The 17,169-nt window shown below is 71.4% G+C and carries 15 protein-coding genes and 1 pseudogene; 10 read left to right on the forward strand and 6 right to left on the reverse strand.

The annotated features are described in order from the left end of the window. Positions 1 to 162: 162 nt before the first annotated feature. Both OG472_RS28305 and OG472_RS28310 read right to left on the reverse strand, forming a co-directional pair. A pseudogene (locus tag OG472_RS28305) lies at positions 163 to 425 on the reverse strand (type II toxin-antitoxin system RelE family toxin). Further along, entirely contained in the window at positions 418 to 651 is a 234-nt protein-coding gene (locus OG472_RS28310; RefSeq protein ID WP_405942189.1) for a type II toxin-antitoxin system Phd/YefM family antitoxin, read from the reverse strand. The pseudogene OG472_RS28305 and the gene OG472_RS28310 overlap by 8 nt, the downstream one beginning before the upstream one ends. 255 nt (positions 652 to 906) lie before the next feature. On the opposite strand from OG472_RS28310, the gene OG472_RS28315 reads away from it, so the two are divergent. The 3 genes from OG472_RS28315 to OG472_RS28325 all read left to right on the forward strand — a co-directional run bounded on the left by OG472_RS28315 (position 907) and on the right by OG472_RS28325 (position 3,200). Then, positions 907 to 1,284, forward strand: coding sequence for a PadR family transcriptional regulator (locus OG472_RS28315; RefSeq protein WP_401606875.1), 378 nt, complete (start codon positions 907 to 909; stop codon positions 1,282 to 1,284). Next, entirely contained in the window at positions 1,281 to 1,856 is a 576-nt protein-coding gene (locus tag OG472_RS28320; RefSeq protein WP_405942190.1) for a hypothetical protein, read from the forward strand. The genes OG472_RS28315 and OG472_RS28320 overlap by 4 nt, the downstream gene beginning before the upstream one ends. Before the next feature lie 141 nt (positions 1,857 to 1,997). Continuing rightward, entirely contained in the window at positions 1,998 to 3,200 is a 1,203-nt protein-coding gene (locus OG472_RS28325) for an FAD-dependent monooxygenase (protein WP_405942191.1), read from the forward strand. A 24-nt stretch (positions 3,201 to 3,224) separates the two neighbouring features. Here the strand turns inward: OG472_RS28325 and OG472_RS28330 are convergent, their stop codons facing one another. After that, complete coding sequence (locus OG472_RS28330) at positions 3,225 to 4,220, reverse strand: SMP-30/gluconolactonase/LRE family protein (RefSeq protein WP_405942192.1); 996 nt, start codon at positions 4,218 to 4,220, stop codon at positions 3,225 to 3,227. 211 nt (positions 4,221 to 4,431) lie between these two features. Here OG472_RS28330 and OG472_RS28335 point away from each other — a divergent pair, with 211 nt between their 5' ends. From OG472_RS28335 to OG472_RS28345, 3 genes are all read left to right on the forward strand, one after another. Beyond that, on the forward strand, positions 4,432 to 5,583 hold the full coding sequence (locus OG472_RS28335; protein ID WP_401606866.1) for an alpha/beta hydrolase-fold protein: 1,152 nt from the start codon (positions 4,432 to 4,434) through the stop codon (positions 5,581 to 5,583). 186 nt (positions 5,584 to 5,769) lie between these two features. Then, entirely contained in the window at positions 5,770 to 6,855 is a 1,086-nt protein-coding gene (locus OG472_RS28340) for an alpha/beta hydrolase (protein ID WP_401606864.1), read from the forward strand. Further along, positions 6,852 to 7,643, forward strand: coding sequence for a trypsin-like serine peptidase (locus OG472_RS28345; protein ID WP_401606861.1), 792 nt, complete (start codon positions 6,852 to 6,854; stop codon positions 7,641 to 7,643). The genes OG472_RS28340 and OG472_RS28345 overlap by 4 nt, the downstream gene beginning before the upstream one ends. Positions 7,644 to 7,678: 35 nt before the next feature. Here OG472_RS28345 and OG472_RS28350 read toward each other — a convergent pair whose 3' ends face one another. The 3 genes from OG472_RS28350 to OG472_RS28360 all read right to left on the reverse strand — a co-directional run bounded on the left by OG472_RS28350 (position 7,679) and on the right by OG472_RS28360 (position 11,046). Further along, positions 7,679 to 8,614 carry an EamA family transporter gene (locus OG472_RS28350; protein ID WP_405831827.1) on the reverse strand — a complete coding sequence of 312 codons (936 nt, stop codon included), beginning with the start codon at positions 8,612 to 8,614 and terminating at the stop codon, positions 7,679 to 7,681. Positions 8,615 to 8,658: 44 nt separating this feature from the next. Beyond that, the gene (locus tag OG472_RS28355) at positions 8,659 to 9,480 is read right to left on the reverse strand and encodes an isocitrate lyase/phosphoenolpyruvate mutase family protein (RefSeq protein ID WP_405942193.1); all 822 of its coding nucleotides are present in this window, start codon (positions 9,478 to 9,480) and stop codon (positions 8,659 to 8,661) included. Between the two features lie 453 nt (positions 9,481 to 9,933). Continuing rightward, a complete protein-coding gene (locus OG472_RS28360) occupies positions 9,934 to 11,046 on the reverse strand; it encodes a threonine synthase (RefSeq protein WP_401606853.1) in 1,113 nt (370 codons plus the stop codon). A gap of 198 nt (positions 11,047 to 11,244) precedes the next feature. Between OG472_RS28360 and OG472_RS28365 the strand changes: the two genes are divergently transcribed. From OG472_RS28365 to OG472_RS28380, 4 genes are all read left to right on the forward strand, one after another. Beyond that, complete coding sequence (locus tag OG472_RS28365; RefSeq protein ID WP_405942194.1) at positions 11,245 to 12,816, forward strand: S8 family peptidase; 1,572 nt, start codon at positions 11,245 to 11,247, stop codon at positions 12,814 to 12,816. 194 nt (positions 12,817 to 13,010) lie between these two features. Continuing rightward, on the forward strand, positions 13,011 to 14,186 hold the full coding sequence (locus OG472_RS28370; protein WP_401606850.1) for a DUF4190 domain-containing protein: 1,176 nt from the start codon (positions 13,011 to 13,013) through the stop codon (positions 14,184 to 14,186). 137 nt (positions 14,187 to 14,323) lie between these two features. Beyond that, entirely contained in the window at positions 14,324 to 15,076 is a 753-nt protein-coding gene (locus tag OG472_RS28375) for a GntR family transcriptional regulator (RefSeq protein WP_405831833.1), read from the forward strand. A 311-nt stretch (positions 15,077 to 15,387) separates the two neighbouring features. Next, positions 15,388 to 17,073, forward strand: a complete 1,686-nt coding sequence (locus OG472_RS28380) for a purine-cytosine permease family protein (protein WP_405831835.1) — start codon at positions 15,388 to 15,390, stop codon at positions 17,071 to 17,073. Positions 17,074 to 17,169: the final 96 nt, after the last annotated feature.

Raw genomic sequence — 17,169 nt, forward strand, 5'->3', positions numbered from 1 at the left:
GCCCTTTCCTGCCTTCCGGTGCCCCGCGCGGGCTCGTGCTCCTCACTCCATGCGATGGCCGGGGTGGACGGGGGGCAACGCGGCCGGGGCATTCAGGTGAAGAGGCGGGCCGTCGCCGGGCGCGTGCGGCTCCCTGTGGAGCCCATGGGCGACGAGTCGGAATCAGGCGTCGTAAACGGTGGACCGTGTCCTACGTGAACGACCCAGACCACCAGTTCCCCGTTGTCGATCGTGTAGACGACCCGGTGGTCGCCGACCCCTAGCCGACGGCGGTCTGGCTGGGACACGAGTGCGGTGGTGTTGAAGCCGAGCGGATCGCTTTCCAGCTCGGTCAGCTTGGCCAGGATGCGCAGCGCCGTGTCGCGAGGGATTTTCCGAAGTTCGGCCTGCGCCTCAGGGCGGAAGACGGTTCGGTACTCACTCACTGCGCGCCAGGGTCTCCCTCATGCTGTCCTCGATCGGGATGCCGGGTGCGGGGTTGGCCATGCGCTCGTCGATGATCCGATTGATCTCGCGCTCTTCCCACTCCTGGTACTTGCGCAGCACCTCGCTGGAGACGACGGCGGCGACTTCCTTGCCCCGGCGCGTGATCACCGTGGGCACGTCGTCGCGGTCCGCGCGCTCCACGACCTCCGCCAGGTGGGCGCGCACGTCGGGTCGGACTCTGGCGAGTCCGACCCTTTTTCAGCTGCTGCGTGGCGGCGTGAGCTTGTCGAGGTCCAGGGTGATCTCGAAGGGCGCCGGCCGCTGGAGGGTGCCCCGCCCGGTCCGGGTTTTTCGGCAGCGTGCCGCGCCGTGGCCGCCGCGTGGCCGACTCCCGCGGGGGGTCGGCCCCTTCGGTGTCGGCGGGCCGGTGCGGGCGTGGTTTCTTGTGGTGCAAGGTAGTTCGGGACTATCTTGTACCGCATGACAAAGGAACTGTCCGCGACCGGTGACCAACGGCGCAGTCAGCTCCTGCGCGGGGTGCTCGACCTCTGTCTGCTCTCGCTGATCGCCGAGCGGCCGAGGTACGGCTTCGAGTTCGCCGAGGCGCTCGCCGGCGGTGGGATGGAGCTGGTCAGTGACGGCAGCATCTATCCGCTGCTCGCGCGGATGGAGCGGGCGGGGCTCGTGTCCTCGTACCGTGCTCCGTCGCCCAGCGGCGGTGCCCCGCGCAAGTACTACCGCCTGACCGAGGCGGGGCGCACCGAACTGAGCGCCGGCCGGGCCGACTGGCAGGCCTTCGCCGGGGCGGTGGGCCGGATCCTGGCCGGTACGGAGTCCACGGGGGACAGCACATCATGACGAACGCGCAGATAATCGCCGCCTGCCGCAGCAACTGGGAGTACCGGGGGATCGACGACGCCTCCATGCGCGAGATGCTCGACGAGCTCTCCGCGCACCTCGAGGACGCGGAGGCCGCCGGCCGCACCGCGCAGGACGTCGTCGGGCGGGACGTCCGGGCCTTCGCCGCGTCCTGGGCGCGGGCCCGCGCCCCGCTCTCCCGCCGGGCGCCGCGCACGCTGGCCATGGCCTGCTTCGTGACCGGCTGGCTCCTGCTGGGCGTGTACCTGTTCCGGTGGACCACCGAGGTGGACGTGACCGCCGCCTTCCTCGCCTTCTGGCTGGCCACCGGCACGGCCACGGTCGCCTGGGAGCTGCGGCGGGGCGGCCTCGGCCCGGTGACGAACTGGCTGGTCGGCCTCGCCGTCGGTCTGCCCGCGGCGATCGTCACCCAGCGGCTGGCCGGTGACGGGGTGCTCTTCGCCCTGCCGCTGTGGGCCGCTCCGCTCCTGCTGCTGCCCGGGCTGCCGTACGCCGTCGCCGACGCGCGCGCCGCGAAGCGGCGCCGCAAGGTCGAGGCCGAAGGCTCCTGAGCGGAGGCCGGAGCGGAATGGGATGGCTCAACTTGCCCTTGCACAAGGTTACTTGACGGTATCCCTGTCCGGCGCGCCGGAGGCTTGGCACGATCGCGTGATCATGTGCCCCGCCAGCGACGCAAGGAGAGTGCCACCGCGATGACGAACGCAACGGTCCTGATATCCGGAGCCGGGATTGCCGGTACCGCGCTGGCCTACTGGCTGCGCAGGCACGGTTTCGAGCCGACCGTGGTGGAGCGGGCTCCCGCGATCCGCGACGGGGGCTACAAGGTCGACATCCGGGGCGCGGCGCTCGACGTGGTCACGCGCATGGGCCTGCGGGAGGACATCCGCAAGCACCGTACGGACGTGCGCGGCGGCTCGGTCGTCAACGCCGCAGGCAAGCGCGTGGCCAGCATGGACGGGGACACCTTCGGCGGCCGGCAGGGCGAGGACGCGGAGATCCTGCGCGGCGATCTCAACCGGCTGCTGCACGACGCGGCCGCGGGGGAGGTCGAGTACCTCTTCGACGACTGCGTCACCGGCATCGACGAGGGAGACTCCGGGGTGACGGTGACCTTCGCGAGCGGCCGGGTCCAGGACTTCGGCCTCGTCGTCGGCGCGGACGGGCTGCACTCCGCCACCCGTGCGCTGGCGTTCGGCAGCGACGAGACGCGGTTCGTGCACGACCTCGGCTACTACGTCTCCATCTTCAGCGTGCCCAACCACCTCGCCCTCGACCGCTGGGAGCTGACCTACGTCGGCCCCGGCCGCACCGCGCTCACCTACAGCACGGCCAAGGACGCCGGAGCCAAGGCCATGTTCCTCTTCGCCTCCGCACCGCTGGAGTACGACCGGCGCGACCGGGCCGGCCAGCAGCGGCTGCTGGCCGACGCCTACGCCGGCGAGGGCTGGGAGGTGCCCCGGCTGCTCGAAGGCATGGACGGGGCACCCGACTTCTACTTCGACTCGCTCAGCCAGGTCCGCATGGACCGCTGGTCGACCGGCCGGGTCACGCTGCTCGGCGACGCCGCCTACTGCGCCTCGCCCGCCTCCGGGCAGGGCACCAGCCTCGCGCTGGTCGGCGCGTACGTCCTGGCCGGCGAGCTGGCGGCGGCGGCAGGCGAGCACACCGCCGGACTGGCCGCGTACGAACGCGAGATGCGCCCCTTCGTCGAGCGGAACCAGGAGCTCGGGCCCGCCAACATCAAGCGGATGGTGCTGCGCACCGCGGGCCAGGTCCGGATCTCCATGGCGATGCTGTCGCTGCTCTCCCGCCTTCCGGGCAAGGACAAGCTCATGGCCAAGGCCGTCGAGCCGATCCACCGGGCCGCCACGGCGATCACGCTCGAGCAGTACTGACGGCCCCGGCCGGCGCCGCCGCGCTCAGAGGCCCCGGACCGAGGCGATCGTGAACGTGGTCGGGGTGCCAGAGCCGGGGGACATCGGACCGCCCTTGTCGAACTGGGAACGGACCACCAGCGTGCGGCCCGGGATGTGGGCGAGGGTGGTGGGGATCTGCAGCGACGGGTCCGTGATCGTACGGGTCAGCCGGGCGCGGGCGCCGTCCGCGGAGAGCTGCCAGCGGGTCAGCGTGTTGGTGGTGTTGTGCGCCACGCGCAGGGTGCCGTCGGGGGAGAGGTCGAGTCCGTCGGCGGCCTTCAGGTCGCCGCCGGTGAGGGCGACCCGGCGGACGGCGCCCGTGCACAGGTCGATGCGGAAGAGCTCGCCCTCCACCATGTCGACGGTGAGCAGGTAGCGGCCCGTCCGGTCGGAGACGATGCCGTTGAGGCTGAACCCGCCCGCAGGCCGGGGGCGCAGGGCCGGAGTGAGGTCGTAGGCCTCGGTCAGGACGCCGCCGCCGGCGGCCAGCTGCTCCGGGGTCGCACGGTAGACCACGCCGCGGATGCTGTCGGTCAGGTACGCGGTGCCGTCCGGGGTGACGGCCAGGTCGTTGACGAAGCGGGCGGCGGTCCCCGCGGCCACCTCGAAGTGGGCGATCCGCGCCCCGGTGGCGGTGTCGTAGACCGCCACGCCCGCGGTGGAGTCCGTCACCCACAGGCGGCCGCGGGCGTCGACCCGCAGGCCGTTCGCCGTGTGCCGGCCGTCGGTGCCGGCGGGCAGGAACACCTCCGCCTCGGGCCGGCCGGGGCGGGCCCGGTAGACGGTGCCGTCCGCGTACGAGCCGACGTAGACCGTGCGGGTGCGGGGGTCCGTGGCGATTCCCTCGGGGTAGACCTTTGCGCCGGGCAGGGTGAAGGCCGTGGATATCCGGCCGTCGGTCGCCTGCGCGGGTGCCGCGCCCACGGTGAGGGCGGCGGCCAGGGCCGTGGTGAGGGCCAGAACCGTGGTGGGCAGGAACTTCTTCTGCGGTGCACGCATGAACAGGTGTCCCCTTCTCGATGTGTGAGGACGAAGATAAATTAGAGTTCTAATGCACGCAAGGGTCGTAGGATGCGGGCCGTGGTTCCGCCGAGATCCCCGTCATTCTTTGCTCGGACTTGGAACTGTGCGGGGGTTTCGCACATCAGCACTAGGGGATGCCCAGCCGTTCTGCCCTCGGGGGCAGTCAAGACCGTTCGGAGCGAAGTCCGTGCACCAGTACCCGCAGCCTGACGGCCATCCGTCGTACGAGGAGTACCCGCCCGGGGGCCAGGGTCAGGGCCCCTACGAGCACCCGCAGCCCGGGCGGTCCCGGCGCCGAATATGGATCAGTGCGGTGGTCGCCTCCGCGCTCCTGCTCGGCGGCGGGGGTTTCGCCGCGTGGAAGTTCGACTGGTTCTCGGGCGACGGCGAGGCGGTGAGCTTCGGCAAGACCCCGCCCCCGGCCGCGGAGAAGAGCGAGCCCGGAACCCCGACCGCCCCGGCCAAGCCCTCCGGTGACCCGGACGTGCTCATGCCGGCCGGCCCGAAGTCCGACTTCAAGCAGACGACCAAGCTCGACGACGGCACGATCATCGCCAAGACCCGCCTCGCGGGCGCGAAGTCCGGCTTCGAGGGCGACGTATGGGTGTGGGCGCCCAAGGAGTACGACGATCCGAAGTACGCCAAGAGCGGCTTCCCGGTCCTCATCGCGCTCCCCGGCGGCAACGGCTTCCCGGCCAACTACTGGTCCGACCGCAGCCTCGGCCTCCAGAAGGCCATCAGCGAGGGCGTCCAGGCCGGCACCAGCCTGCCGTTCATCGTGATCATGCCGGTGCTCAATCCGGACGCCAAGTTCTACTACGACGGTTCCGACATCCCCGGCCAGGCCAAGATGGGGACGTGGATGGCCGAGGACGTCCCGGACTTCGCCAGGGCCAACTTCCGTACGTACAAGTCCCGTGACGGCTGGGCCTTCATGGGCTCCTCCTCCGGCGCCTTCGTCGGCATGAAGACGGTCCTGCAGCACCCGGACAAGTTCAAGGCCGTGATCGCCAGCGGCGGCGAGATCGTTCCCGATTCCCCGCTGTGGAAGGGCCACCAGGCGGAGATGGACGCGAACAACCCCGAGAAGCTCGCGAAGAAGCTGATCGACGGCAACGGCCCCGAGGTCTACATCAACTTCCAGATCGGCACGAAGGAGAGCGGGAAGGAGCGGATGACGAAGTTCCAGCAGCAGTACGGCAAGGGACCCGTCAAGATCACCATCCGCGACATCCAGAACGGCGAGCACAACGGCTGGCACTACGTCCGGGGCATGAAGGAAGGCTCCCTGGAGTGGGTCAGCAAGGTGCTGAAGGGCCCGAAGCCCGAAGCCGGCTGACCTCCGCACGGGCCCCCGCACGGCCCCCGCGCGGCCGCCGTTCGGCCGCCACGTGGTGCTCACCACGTCCCGCCCGTCCCAGGCAACCCATCCGGTCGTTCATACCTCTGTAAAGGGTGTAAGGGGGACCGATCGGTCCGACCCGCGCTCCGAGGTGAGCGCCGGAGAAGGAACGGGACAACGACCGTGCAGCATGACCAGCAAGGCGACGGCAGCCCCATGACCAAGGGCAGCAGCCGTCGCCCCCACCGCCTGCGCCTGATTCTGATCAGCGGCGGACTCGCGCTCACCCTCGCCGGGGGCGGAGCGGCCGCCTACAAGTACGGCCTCTTCTCCGACATAGGGGATCCGGTCTCCTTCGGGAAGGTCCAGGAGAAGGCTGCCGTCGCAGCCGACGTTCCGCCCGAGGTGCTCATGCCCACCGGGCCCGCGGCCCAGTTCGTCCGCACCAACCGGCTGGCGGACGGCACGCAGATCGGCCGGACCACCCTCACCGGCAAGAAGTCCGGCTTCACGGGCGACGTGTGGGTGTGGGTGCCCAAGGAGTACGACGACCCGAGGTACGCCAAGAGCGGCTTCCCGGTCCTGATCTCCCTGCCCGGCGGCCGCGGCTACCCCACGAACTACTGGGGGACCGGCCCCGGCCTGGGCCTGCAGAAGGCCGTGAGCGACGGGGTCAAGGCCGGCACCAGCCTGCCCTTCATCCTCATCATGCCGGTGCACAACGCCGACACCAAGCACCACTTTGACGCCTCGGACATCCCCGGAGAGCCCAAGATGGGTACCTGGATGGTCGAAGACGTCCCGGATTTCGCGAAGGCCAATTTCCGGACCTTCACCTCCCGCGACGGGTGGGCCTTCATGGGCTCCTCCGCCGGCGGATTCGGCGCTTTCAAGCACGTCCTGAAGTACCCCGACCGGTTCAAGGCCGCGATCGCGAGCGGGGTCGACATCGTCCCCGATTCCCCGCTGTGGAAGGGGAACACGCAGGCCATGGACGAGAACAACCCCGAAAAGCTCGCCGAGAAGCTGATCAAGGCGGGCGGCCCGGACGTCTACATCAACTTCCAGATCGGCACCGCGGAGAGCGGCCGGGACAAGGCCGAGAAGTTCATGAGCGACTACGGGAGGGGCCCCGTGCACACCTCGCTGCAGGTGATCCAGGATGGTGAGCACAACGGAAAGTCGTACGTGCGCGGTATGAGGGAGGGCTCCCTGGAGTGGATCAGCAAGGTGATGAAGGGACCGACACCCGAGCCCGCCGTGCGATGAGCACGGTGGTGAAGGGGGCCTCCGCGGCCGTCGCCGCGGGGGTCGCGGCGGTGTGCGCCCTCGCCTTCATGGAGGCGCCCGGCGACCGCCCCGTACTGCCCTTCCCCACCGTCGGCGTCCTCATGGCGGGCGGCGAGCACTGGTGCACGGCGAGCGTCGTCGACAGCCCGAAGGGCAACGTCGTCGCCACCGCCGCGCACTGCGTGGCCCCCGCCGGCGAGGACGGCCGGCCGGGAGAGGTGGCCCATGACGGCCTCGCCATCGGCGAGCTCTCCTTCGCCCCCGCCTTCTCCGGCGAGGGCGCCGGCACCCAGCCGCTGGGGGTGTGGAAGGTCCGCTCGATCCACGTGGACGACCGCTGGACGAAGTGGGGCGAGGACACCGCCGACTTCGCCTTCCTCACCATCGCGCCGGACGAGGACGGGCGCAGCGTCCAGGACGCCGTCGGCGGCCGCGCCGAGGCCCCGAAGCCCGAGTGGACCTCCGGGTACGACCGGGACGTGACCGTCGTCGGCTATCCGGAGTCCGAGCACAACCCGGAGAACAAGCCCGTCTCCTGCACGACGCAGACCCGCCACGACGACGAGGACCCCGACATGCTCTACATGAGCTGCGCCGGGTTCTGGACGGGCACCAGCGGCAGCCCCTGGATCGCCGACCGGGGCGGGGCGGACCGCGCCGGACGGCTGATCGGGGTGCTGAGCGGCGGGGACACGGACGTGGACTCCACTGCCGCGCTGTTCGACGAGCACGCGAAGGCCCTCTACGAGAAGGCCGCGCGGGGCTGAGCCGGCGCTCGGTGCCCGCTCCTTCCTGAGCTCAGCTACTTCCTGCGCTCCGTGCTGACGATCACGCCCACCGCCGCCACGACGATCGCACCGCCGACCACGATCGGCCAGGTCAGGGCCTCGCCGAGGATCAGCGCGCCGAGCGCGACGGCCACGACCGGATTGACGTACGCGTACGTGGCCACGAGCGACAGCGGCGCGGCCTGCAGCAGCCACACGTACGCGGTGAAAGCGACGAGCGAGCCGAAGAGCACCAGGTAGCCGAGGGCCAGCCAGGAGGCGGTGGAGAAGGCCGCCGGGTCCAGACCGCGGTGCTCGCCGCGCAGCAGGCCGACGACCACCCCGCCCACTCCGCCGGCGAGCATCTGGTACGCGCTGCCCGCGAACGGATTGCCCGGCAGCGGCAGCTTCGACGCCGAGAACGAGCCCAGCGACCACAGGACGGACGCCACCAGGATCAGGAGCACCCCCGACAGCCGCACCGTCCCGCTGAGGCCCGGACTGGTCAGCACCGCGAGCCCGGCCAGGCCGACGAGCACCCCGCCCAGGGTGCGCAGCGGAGGCCGGTCACCGGTGCTCGCCCGCAGCACCACCAGCCACATCGGCACCGCCGCGACCAGCAGTGCGGCCAGGCCGGACGGCACGGAGGTCTCGGCGAGCACCACCAGGCCGTTGCCGCCGAGGATCAGCAGCAGGCCCACCAGCACCGCCGAGCCGAGCTGCGCACGGGTGGCCTTGAGCGCGGCCGGGCCGTACCGCCAGGCGACGGCCGCGGCCAGCAGCAGGGCGGCGGTGATGAAGCGGGCTCCGGCGGAGAGGAAGGGAGGCATGGTCTCGACGACGATCCGGATGCCGAGGTAGGTCGAGCCCCAGACGACGTAGACCAGGGCGAGGGCGATCCAGACCGCGCCGGTGATCCTGCCGCGCGACGCGGACGCCGCCTTCTCGTCCACCGGGATTGAAGTGCGCATGACTGGATCCTATGGTCGTTGCCCCATGCAGGCTTCTGGAAATCTCAGCCCTTGAGCAGGGTGTTCAGTTCGCCGTAGGGGAGGGAGTGGGCGAGGGCTCCGTACGTGCCGTCGGAGATCAGCTCCTCGGCGGCGCGGCGGACCACGGCGTACGCGGCTTCGGCGACCCACGAGCCGAGGCTGACGCGGGACACGCCGAGTGCGCCGAGGGCGGCGACGGTCGGGGCGTCGGGGCCGAGGAGGATGTTGAGGGGGGCGTCGACGCCCTTGGCGAGATCGGCGACGGTGGCCGGGTCGAGCACGCCGGGCACGAAGATGCCGGTGGCTCCGGCGCGGAGGTAGGCGGCGACGCGGGCCAGGGTCTCGTCGAGGCGGGTGGCCGGGTCCCCGAGGCCCCTGAGGTACGTGTCGACGCGGGCGTTGATGTAGAGCGGGACCCCGGCGGCGTCGGCCGCGGCCCGGGCGGCGGCCAGGCGCTCGGCCATCTCGGCCGGGGCGCGGTGGGGGCCGTCCTCGATGTTGATGCCGACCGCCCCGGCGGCGAGCACCCCGGCGACGGTCTCGCCCACGGCGTCGGCGTCGGCGCCGAAGCCGCCCTCGATGTCGGCGGTGACGGGCACGGAGACGGCGGAGACCACGCGGGCGACGAGGTCGAGGGCCCGGTCGCGGGCGAGCGCGTCGCCGTCGGGCGAGCCGAGGGACCAGGCGACGCCGGCGCTGGTCGTGGCGACGGCGGGGGCGCCGGCGGCCTCGACGATGCGGGCGCTGGCGACGTCCCAGGCGTTCGCGAGGGCGAGGGGGTTCGCGGAGGTGTGCAGGGCCGCGAACGCGGTGGCCTTGGCGGCGAGGTCAAGATTCGTGGTCATGGGGCCACTTCACCAGACCGGGCGGGCCCGGGCTCGCGGTTTTCCGACATCAAGGTCGCCCCCTCCACCGGGGCTCCGCCCCAGCCCCGTACGGCGCTCCGCGCCCGCGCCTCAATCGCCGGCGGGGCTCGAAAGTACGGGGCTCCGCCCCGGACCCCGGTCCTCAAACGCCGGACGGCTGAAAGATCGCCTCAAACGCCGGCGGGGCTGGAGGCAGGACGGAGCTTGTCCTCCAAGCAGTTCAGCGGCACCGACGGAACGGCGGCGGCCCGCATCCAGCCCCGCCGGCGTTTGAGGCGCGGGTCTGGGCGGAGCCCAGGAAGGCGGCGTGCAGGCGCGCACGGTGCTGGGCCGCCCATTCAGCCCCGCCGGCGTTTGAGGCGCGGGTCTGGGCGGAGCCCGGGACAGCGGCCCGCAGGGGCTCGCGGGCTCGGGCGGAGACCGGAGGGGGGCTTACGGGGCCAGGCCCGTTTTGGCGCCTGCGCCGCAGAGGGGGATCACCGCGGTGCGGCCCTGCAACGGGTCGGAGGGGGCGCCCGGCCCCACCGCCGCCCAGCAGGCCGCCGCCGTCGGTTCGACGAAGAGCCCGCGCCGGGCCAGGTCCCGCTGGGCCTCGCGCAGCCGGGCGTCCGGGACCGTCAGGAAGGTGCCGCCGGACTTGCGGACCGCGGCCAGGATCTGCCGGGCGCGCGGCGGCGCGGGGATCGCGATCCCCTCGGCCAGGGTCGGCAGCTGCGGAACGGGATCCGCGTCCTCGGCGCCGGCAGCGAAGGCCGTGGCCAGCGGAGCCACCGCCTCCGACTGCACCGCGATCAACGCCGGCGGCCGCACCCCGCGCCGGGCCAGCTCCTCCACGGCCAGTGCGGCCCCCAGCAGCAGGGTCCCGTTGCCGACCGGCACGACCAGCACCTCCGGCAGCCGCCCGCCCAGTTCCTCCCACACCTCGTACACGTACGTCTTGGTCCCGTGCAGGAAGTAGGGGTTGAAGACGTGGCTCGCGTAGAACACCCCGGGCGCGTCCGCTTCCGTACGGGCGGCCTGCGCAGCGGCCTCGCGCCCACCCGGGATCACCCGCACGAGCGCCCCGTGTGCCCGCATCTGGTCGGTTTTCTTCTCTGATGTGCCCTCGGGCACATAGATTTCACAAGAGAGCCCGGCCCGGGCGCAGTAGGCCGCGATCGAGGTCCCCGCGTTGCCGCTGCTGTCCGCCACGACCCGTTCCGGAGACAGCCGTCGGGCCAGCTCCACGAGCATCACCGCGCCCCGGTCCTTGAACGACAGCGTCGGCATCAGGAAGTCGAGCTTGGCGTGAACCCGCTCCGCCAGCGGAACCAGCGGAGTGTGGCCCTCCGCCAGTGACAGCGAGAACGCCCCCGGCAGCGGCAGCGCCGACCCGTACCGCCACAGCGAATTCGGCCCGGCGGCGGGCTCCAGCGGCGCGTCCGGATCCGGCGTGAAATCGAGGTCCCAGGGTCCGCCACAGACCGGGCACCCCCAAGGAGCAGTCCGGACGTCCGCGCGTGTACCGTCCTCTGAGCAGACGTAACCGGGGGTTGCGTGCGTCATGTGCGGATCGCCTTCGCTCGATCATGGCCGCTGTATGGCACGGATGTTACGCGTCCGTTGTCCTCTTGTGGGTCGCGCCGGGGGTGGGCCAACCTTTCGAAGGCGGCAGCCCGTTGGGCCATCTGCTTTGTCATGGCCACGCTTGTGCGGCACCGCTCCACCCCCCGCAGTGCACCACCTATGAGGAGGACCCGTCACATGCCCGTGATGCGTCACACGAGCCGGAAAATCGCCGGCATCAGCGCGACCGCGGTCGTGGCCCTCGCGCTCGGCTCGGCCGCCGCGCTGCCGGCCTCGGCCGCCGACATCGGCGTACGGGGCGTGATCCAGAACGCCGGAGCCCCCGGATCGGTCCCCGGCAGCTACATCGTGACCCTGAACGACACCGCCGCCCGCTCGACCGCCGCGAGCGGCAAGGCCGTCGCCAAGCGCTACGGCGCGAAGATCGACAAGACGTACAGCGCGGCCCTCAACGGCTACTCCGTCGAGGTCTCCGAGGCGCAGGCCAAGAAGCTCGCCGCCGACCCGGCGGTCAAGTCGGTCGTGCAGAACCGCACCTTCACGGTCAGCGCCACCCAGCCCAACCCGCCGTCCTGGGGCCTGGACCGCGTCGACCAGCGCGCGCTCCCGCTCAACCAGAGCTACACCTACCCGGACCAGGCGGGCGAGGGCGTCACCGCGTACATCATCGACACCGGTGTCCGCATCACGCACCAGGACTTCGGCGGCCGTGCCTCCTACGGCTACGACGCCATAGACAACGACAACACCGCCCAGGACGGCAACGGCCACGGCACGCACGTCGCCGGCACCGTCGCGGGCGGCTCGTACGGCGTGGCCAAGAAGGCCAAGATCGTCGGCGTGCGCGTGCTCGACAACAGCGGCTCCGGCACGACGGCCCAGGTCGTCGCGGGCATCGACTGGGTGACCCAGCACGCCGTCAAGCCGGCCGTGGCCAACATGTCGCTCGGCGGCGGCGCCGACTCCGCGCTGGACGCGGCCGTCCGCAACTCCATAGCCTCCGGCATCACCTACGCCGTGGCCGCGGGCAACGAGTCGAGCAACGCCTCCACCAAGTCCCCGGCGCGCGTCACCGAGGCCATCACGGTCGGTGCCACCACCAGCACCGACGCCAAGGCGAGCTACTCCAACTACGGCACCGTCCTCGACATCTTCGCGCCGGGCTCCTCCATCACCTCCGCGTGGGGTACGGGCGACACCGCCACCAACACGATCAACGGCACGTCGATGGCCACCCCGCACGTCGCGGGCGCGGCCGCCGTCTACCTCTCGCAGAACCCGGCCAGCACCCCGGCCCAGGTGGCCACGGCCCTGGTCAACTCGGCCACTCCGGACGTCGTGACCGGCCCGGGCACCGGTTCCCCGAACCGCCTGCTCCACGTGAGCGCCCAGGGACCCGTCCCGCCGGGCAAGCGCTTCGAGAACACCGCGGACTACGCGATCAACGACCACGCGACCGTGGAGTCCCCGATCACCGTCAGCGGTGTCACCGGCAACGCCCCGTCGACGCTGAAGGTCCCGCTCGACATCAAGCACACGTACATCGGTGACCTCAAGGTGGACCTGGTGGCGCCCGACGGCACCGTCTACGTCCTGCACAACCGTGCCAACGGCAGTGCCGACAACATCGTGAGGACCTTCACCGTCAACGCCTCGTCGGAGACGGCGAACGGCGTCTGGAAGCTCCGCGTGAACGACAACGCGAGCGCCGACACCGGGAAGATCGACTCCTGGGCGCTCCAGTTCTGAGCAGCCGGGGCGGCGGGCATGTGACCGAGCCGTGAGGAACAGCGGGGGCGACCGACTTGGCGGTCGCCCCCGCTGCGTACTATTTCGCGCATTCGTTCGCGCATGCGTTCGCAGCCTCTGCGGGTGCCGCACGTGACACCCCGCGATGCGCCTGCGATGTCCCTGCGACGCCCGACGCGATGGAGTCCGACCCCGTGAGCACCCCGCCGAGTCCTCCTCCCGGACCGGGCCACTCCTGGCCCCCGCCGTCCCCGCAGCCGGCCTGGGGGCCGCCGCCCGGATACGGGCGGCAACAGCCGCCGCCGCTCAACGGTTTCGCGCTCGCCTCCTTCCTGTCCGGGCTGCTGTGCTTCGCGCCGCTCGGCATCGCCTTCGGCATCGCGGCCCTCGTGCAGATCTCGAAGAACCGCGAGCGGGGGAAGGCCCTGGCGATCGTCGGCCTGGTGCTGTCCGTGGTGATGACCGGAGGGCTGTTCTTCGCCGCCGACCGGATCTCCTCGGCGGTCGGGGACCGCTTCGACGGGCTGAGCGAGTACACCGAGGTCGAGGGCGTGCTCACGGACGTCGAGGAACTGCGGGCGGGCGACTGCTTCAACGTCGAGGACGGTGAACTGCTCGACGAGCGGCCCCTGATGTACAAGATCGACTGCGCGGAGAAGCACCACGGCGAGGTCACCGCGGCGAAGCGGCTCGACGGGGTGGTGGCCGCCCCCGACTCGGACGTGGCCCGCCGCGCCTCCGAAGACGCGTGCTGGCAGGCCCAGGACGAGTACGCGATGGACACGTGGGCGCTGCCCGACCACGCGGAGATGTTCTACTACGCGCCCTCCCGCCAGTCCTGGGGCCAGGGGGACCGGTTGCTGCTCTGCGTGATCGGCACGACCTCGGTGGAGACGCGGGGCAGCCTGCGCCAGGACACCGGAATGCTCAAGCCCGAGCAGGTGGCCTTCCTGCGGGCCGCCAATGCCGTCGAGTTCGTCATGAGCCGGCCGCCCGCGGAGGAGGTCGACGAGGCGCTGGCGAAGCACCAGGCGTGGGCGCGCCGGGTGCACGCGGCACTGGGCGAGGAGGCGAAGGTGCTCCAGGGGCACGCGGGACGGCCGGGGCTGGAGAAGAAGGTCCCGGCGCAGCTCAAGGAGATCGAGGCGGCCCGCGCGGAGTGGCTGCGTGCCTCGCAGTCGAAGACCCCGGGGGAGTTCGACAAGCAGTGGGACCGGGCCATGGCCGCGATGTCGATGGAGACGGAGCAGGCGCTGCGCGGTGCGTACGGGCTTTCGATGGCGATCCCGGAGTGGCTGGAGGACAGCCGGCAGGACCCGGAGGACCCGGACGGCGGGCCCGGACGGAGGCCCTCGACGGAGGCGGCGTGACGTCGACGGGGTAACGCGCGGTAACGGGTTTGAGTGACCTGGCTTCATCACTTCGGGTGAAACTCTGGCCCTTGCTTGCGGTCTACAACCGTCGGTTGCCAGGGTGTAGCTGTCTGTCAACCTGATGGGAGTGGCCAGTGACTTTCGGTGAGCAGCCGGCCTATCTGCGCGTGGCCGGGGATCTTCGACGGAAGATCGTCGACGGTTCTCTGCCCCCGCACGCCCGGCTCCCCTCCCAGGCCCGCATCCGCGAGGAGTACGGGGTCTCCGACACCGTGGCCCTGGAGGCGCGCAAGGTCCTCATGGCGGAGGGACTGGTCGAAGGCCGGTCCGGGTCCGGCACCTACGTACGGGAGCAGCCGGTCCCGCGGCGCGTGGCCCGCTCCGGCTACCGCACGGGCGGCGCTTCGACGCCCTTCCGGCAGGAGCAGGCGGAAGCGGGGGCGCGCGGCACGTGGGAGTCGAGCAGCGAGCAGGCGGCCGCGCCCGCCGAGATCGCGAAGCGGCTCGGCATCGAACCGGGCGAGCGGGTGATGCGGACGCGGTACGTCTTCCGCGACGCGGGGGAGGCGATGATGCTGTCGACCTCCTGGGAGCCGCTCGCCGTGACCGGCCGTACCCCGGTGATGCTGCCGGAGGAGGGGCCGCTGGGCGGCTCCGGGGTGGTGGACCGGATGGCCGCGATCGACGTCGTCGTGGACAACGTGGTGGAGGAGGTCGGTGCGCGGCCGGGCCTGGCGGAGGAACTCGTCCAGCTGGGCGGGGTGCCGGGGCACGTGGTGCTGGTGATCGGCCGCACCTACTTCGCCTCCGGGCGCGCGGTGGAAACGGCCGACGTGGTGGTCCCGGCCGACCGCTACCGCCTGTCGTACCACCTCCCGGTGCGGTAGCCGCCGCCCCCGGGGCTCCGCCCCCGAACCCCTACGGCGCTCCGCGCCCGCGCCTCAAACGCCGGCGGGGCTGGATTTGACCCGGCCTGTGTCCGCTGGTGGAGGCCGGTTGCCGCGCAGCGGCAATCTCAGCCCCTCCGGCGTTTGAGGAGCGGGGTCCGGAGCGGAGCCCCGGCAGCGGAGGTGCACCGGAAAGCGGACGGGGAGCACGGGGGGTGTAACCCCGTCGTGACGAGGAGGCCGGGGGTGTAACCGCCGGGCAATGCCCGAGAGTGACGGGGCGTCACAGGATGGCCCTACCGTCCGGCGGTATGACCGACACCGCCACCACCCCCGTCGCGGCGGCGCAGCCGACCCGCACCTACGCGAAGCTCGCCGCCGACGAGAGCCGCGAGGACTACTCGCTCAGATACGCGCCCCACTCCTTCCGCCGCTGGGGCCCCGGCACCGTCGCCGGCACCGCCCTCGGCGGCATCGCCTACCTCGCCGACTTCGCCATCGGCGCCTCCATCGTCTTCGCCTACGGATTCACCAGCGGCGCCGCCGCGATCCTGGCCGCCGCCGTGGTCATCTTCCTGACCGGCATCCCGATCGCGCGCGCGTGCGCCACGTACGGCCTGGACATGGACCTGGTGACGCGAGGCGCGGGCTTCGGGTACTTCGGCTCCACCCTGACCTCCCTCATCTACGCCTCCTTCACCTTCATCTTCTTCGCGCTCGAAGGCTCGATCATGGCCCAGGCCATGCACCAGGCCTTCGGTCTGCCGGTCCAGGCCGGCTACCTCGTCACCACCCTCATCGTGATCCCCATCGTCTTCCGCGGCATGGGCGCCCTCGCCAAGGTGCAGGCCTGGACCCAGCCGGTCTGGCTGATCGGACTGGTGCTGCCCTTCGTGGTGCTCGCCTTCCACGCCCCCGACGCATGGGGCGCCTTCGCCGACTTCGGCGGGACCGAGGGCGCCGGGTCCGGGTTCTCGTGGATCGGCTTCGGGTTCGGGACCGGCATCGCGCTCTCGCTGATCGCGCAGATCGGGGAGCAGGCCGACTACCTGCGGTTCATGCCCGCCAAGACCCCGGCCAACAGCCGCAGGTGGAACCTCGCCGTGCTCGCCGCCGGCCCCGGCTGGGTGGTCATCGGCGCGGCCAAGCAGCTCGGCGGTGCCTTCCTCGCCTTCGTCGCCCTGGAGGCGGTGGGCCGGACCCACGCCCTGGAGCCGATCGCCCCGCAGGTCGAGGCCCTGCGCCCGTGGCTCGGCGGCTTCGCGCTGCCCGCCGCCGCACTCTTCGTGATCGTCTCCCAGATCAAGATCAACGTCACCAACGCGTACAGCGGATCGCTGTCCTGGTCGAACTTCTTCTCCCGCGTCACCCACCGCCACCCCGGCCGGGTCTGGTACATCTTCCTCAACCTCGCCATCGCGCTGACGCTGATGGAGCTGAACATGTTCGCGATGCTCGGCAAGCTGCTTGGCTTCTACTCCAACGTCGGCATCGCCTGGATCGCCGCGGTCGCCGCCGACCTCGTGATCAACAAGCGGCTCGGACTCAGCCCGCCCTACATCGAGTTCAAGCGCGCCTACCTCTACGCCGTCAATCCGGCGGGTTTCGGCTCGATGGTGATCGCCTCGACCGTCTCGATCCTCGCCTTCTTCGGGCTGTTCGGCACCTACGCGGAGGCCTTCTCCACCTTCATCGCCGCCGGACTCGCCCTCGTGCTGTGCCCGTTGATCGCCTGGATGACCAGGGGGAAGTACTACCTGGCCCGGCCCAACACGGTGACCGGTCCGGACGTCGCCGTCGAGGACGTCACCGCCACCCACGTGTGCACGGTCTGCGAGGCCGGGTACGAACTCCCCGACATCGCCGACTGCCCTGTCCGATCGGGGCCGATCTGTTCCCTGTGCTGCTCGCTCGACGCGACCTGCGGGGACGTCTGCCGCAAGGAGGTGCAGGGCGGCGCGGTGATCCTGCCCATGCCGTCCGTGCGCCCCGCCTGAACCGGCGCGCACGGCCCGCTCGTACGCATGGCCGGATGCGTACGCCTGTGAGGTACCTCTTCGTGAAAAACCGTATCCGCTGCGTAAAGGTCGGGC

Source organism: Streptomyces sp. NBC_00207 (assembly GCF_045160965.1).
Classification (GTDB): Bacteria; Actinomycetota; Actinomycetes; order Streptomycetales; family Streptomycetaceae; genus Streptomyces.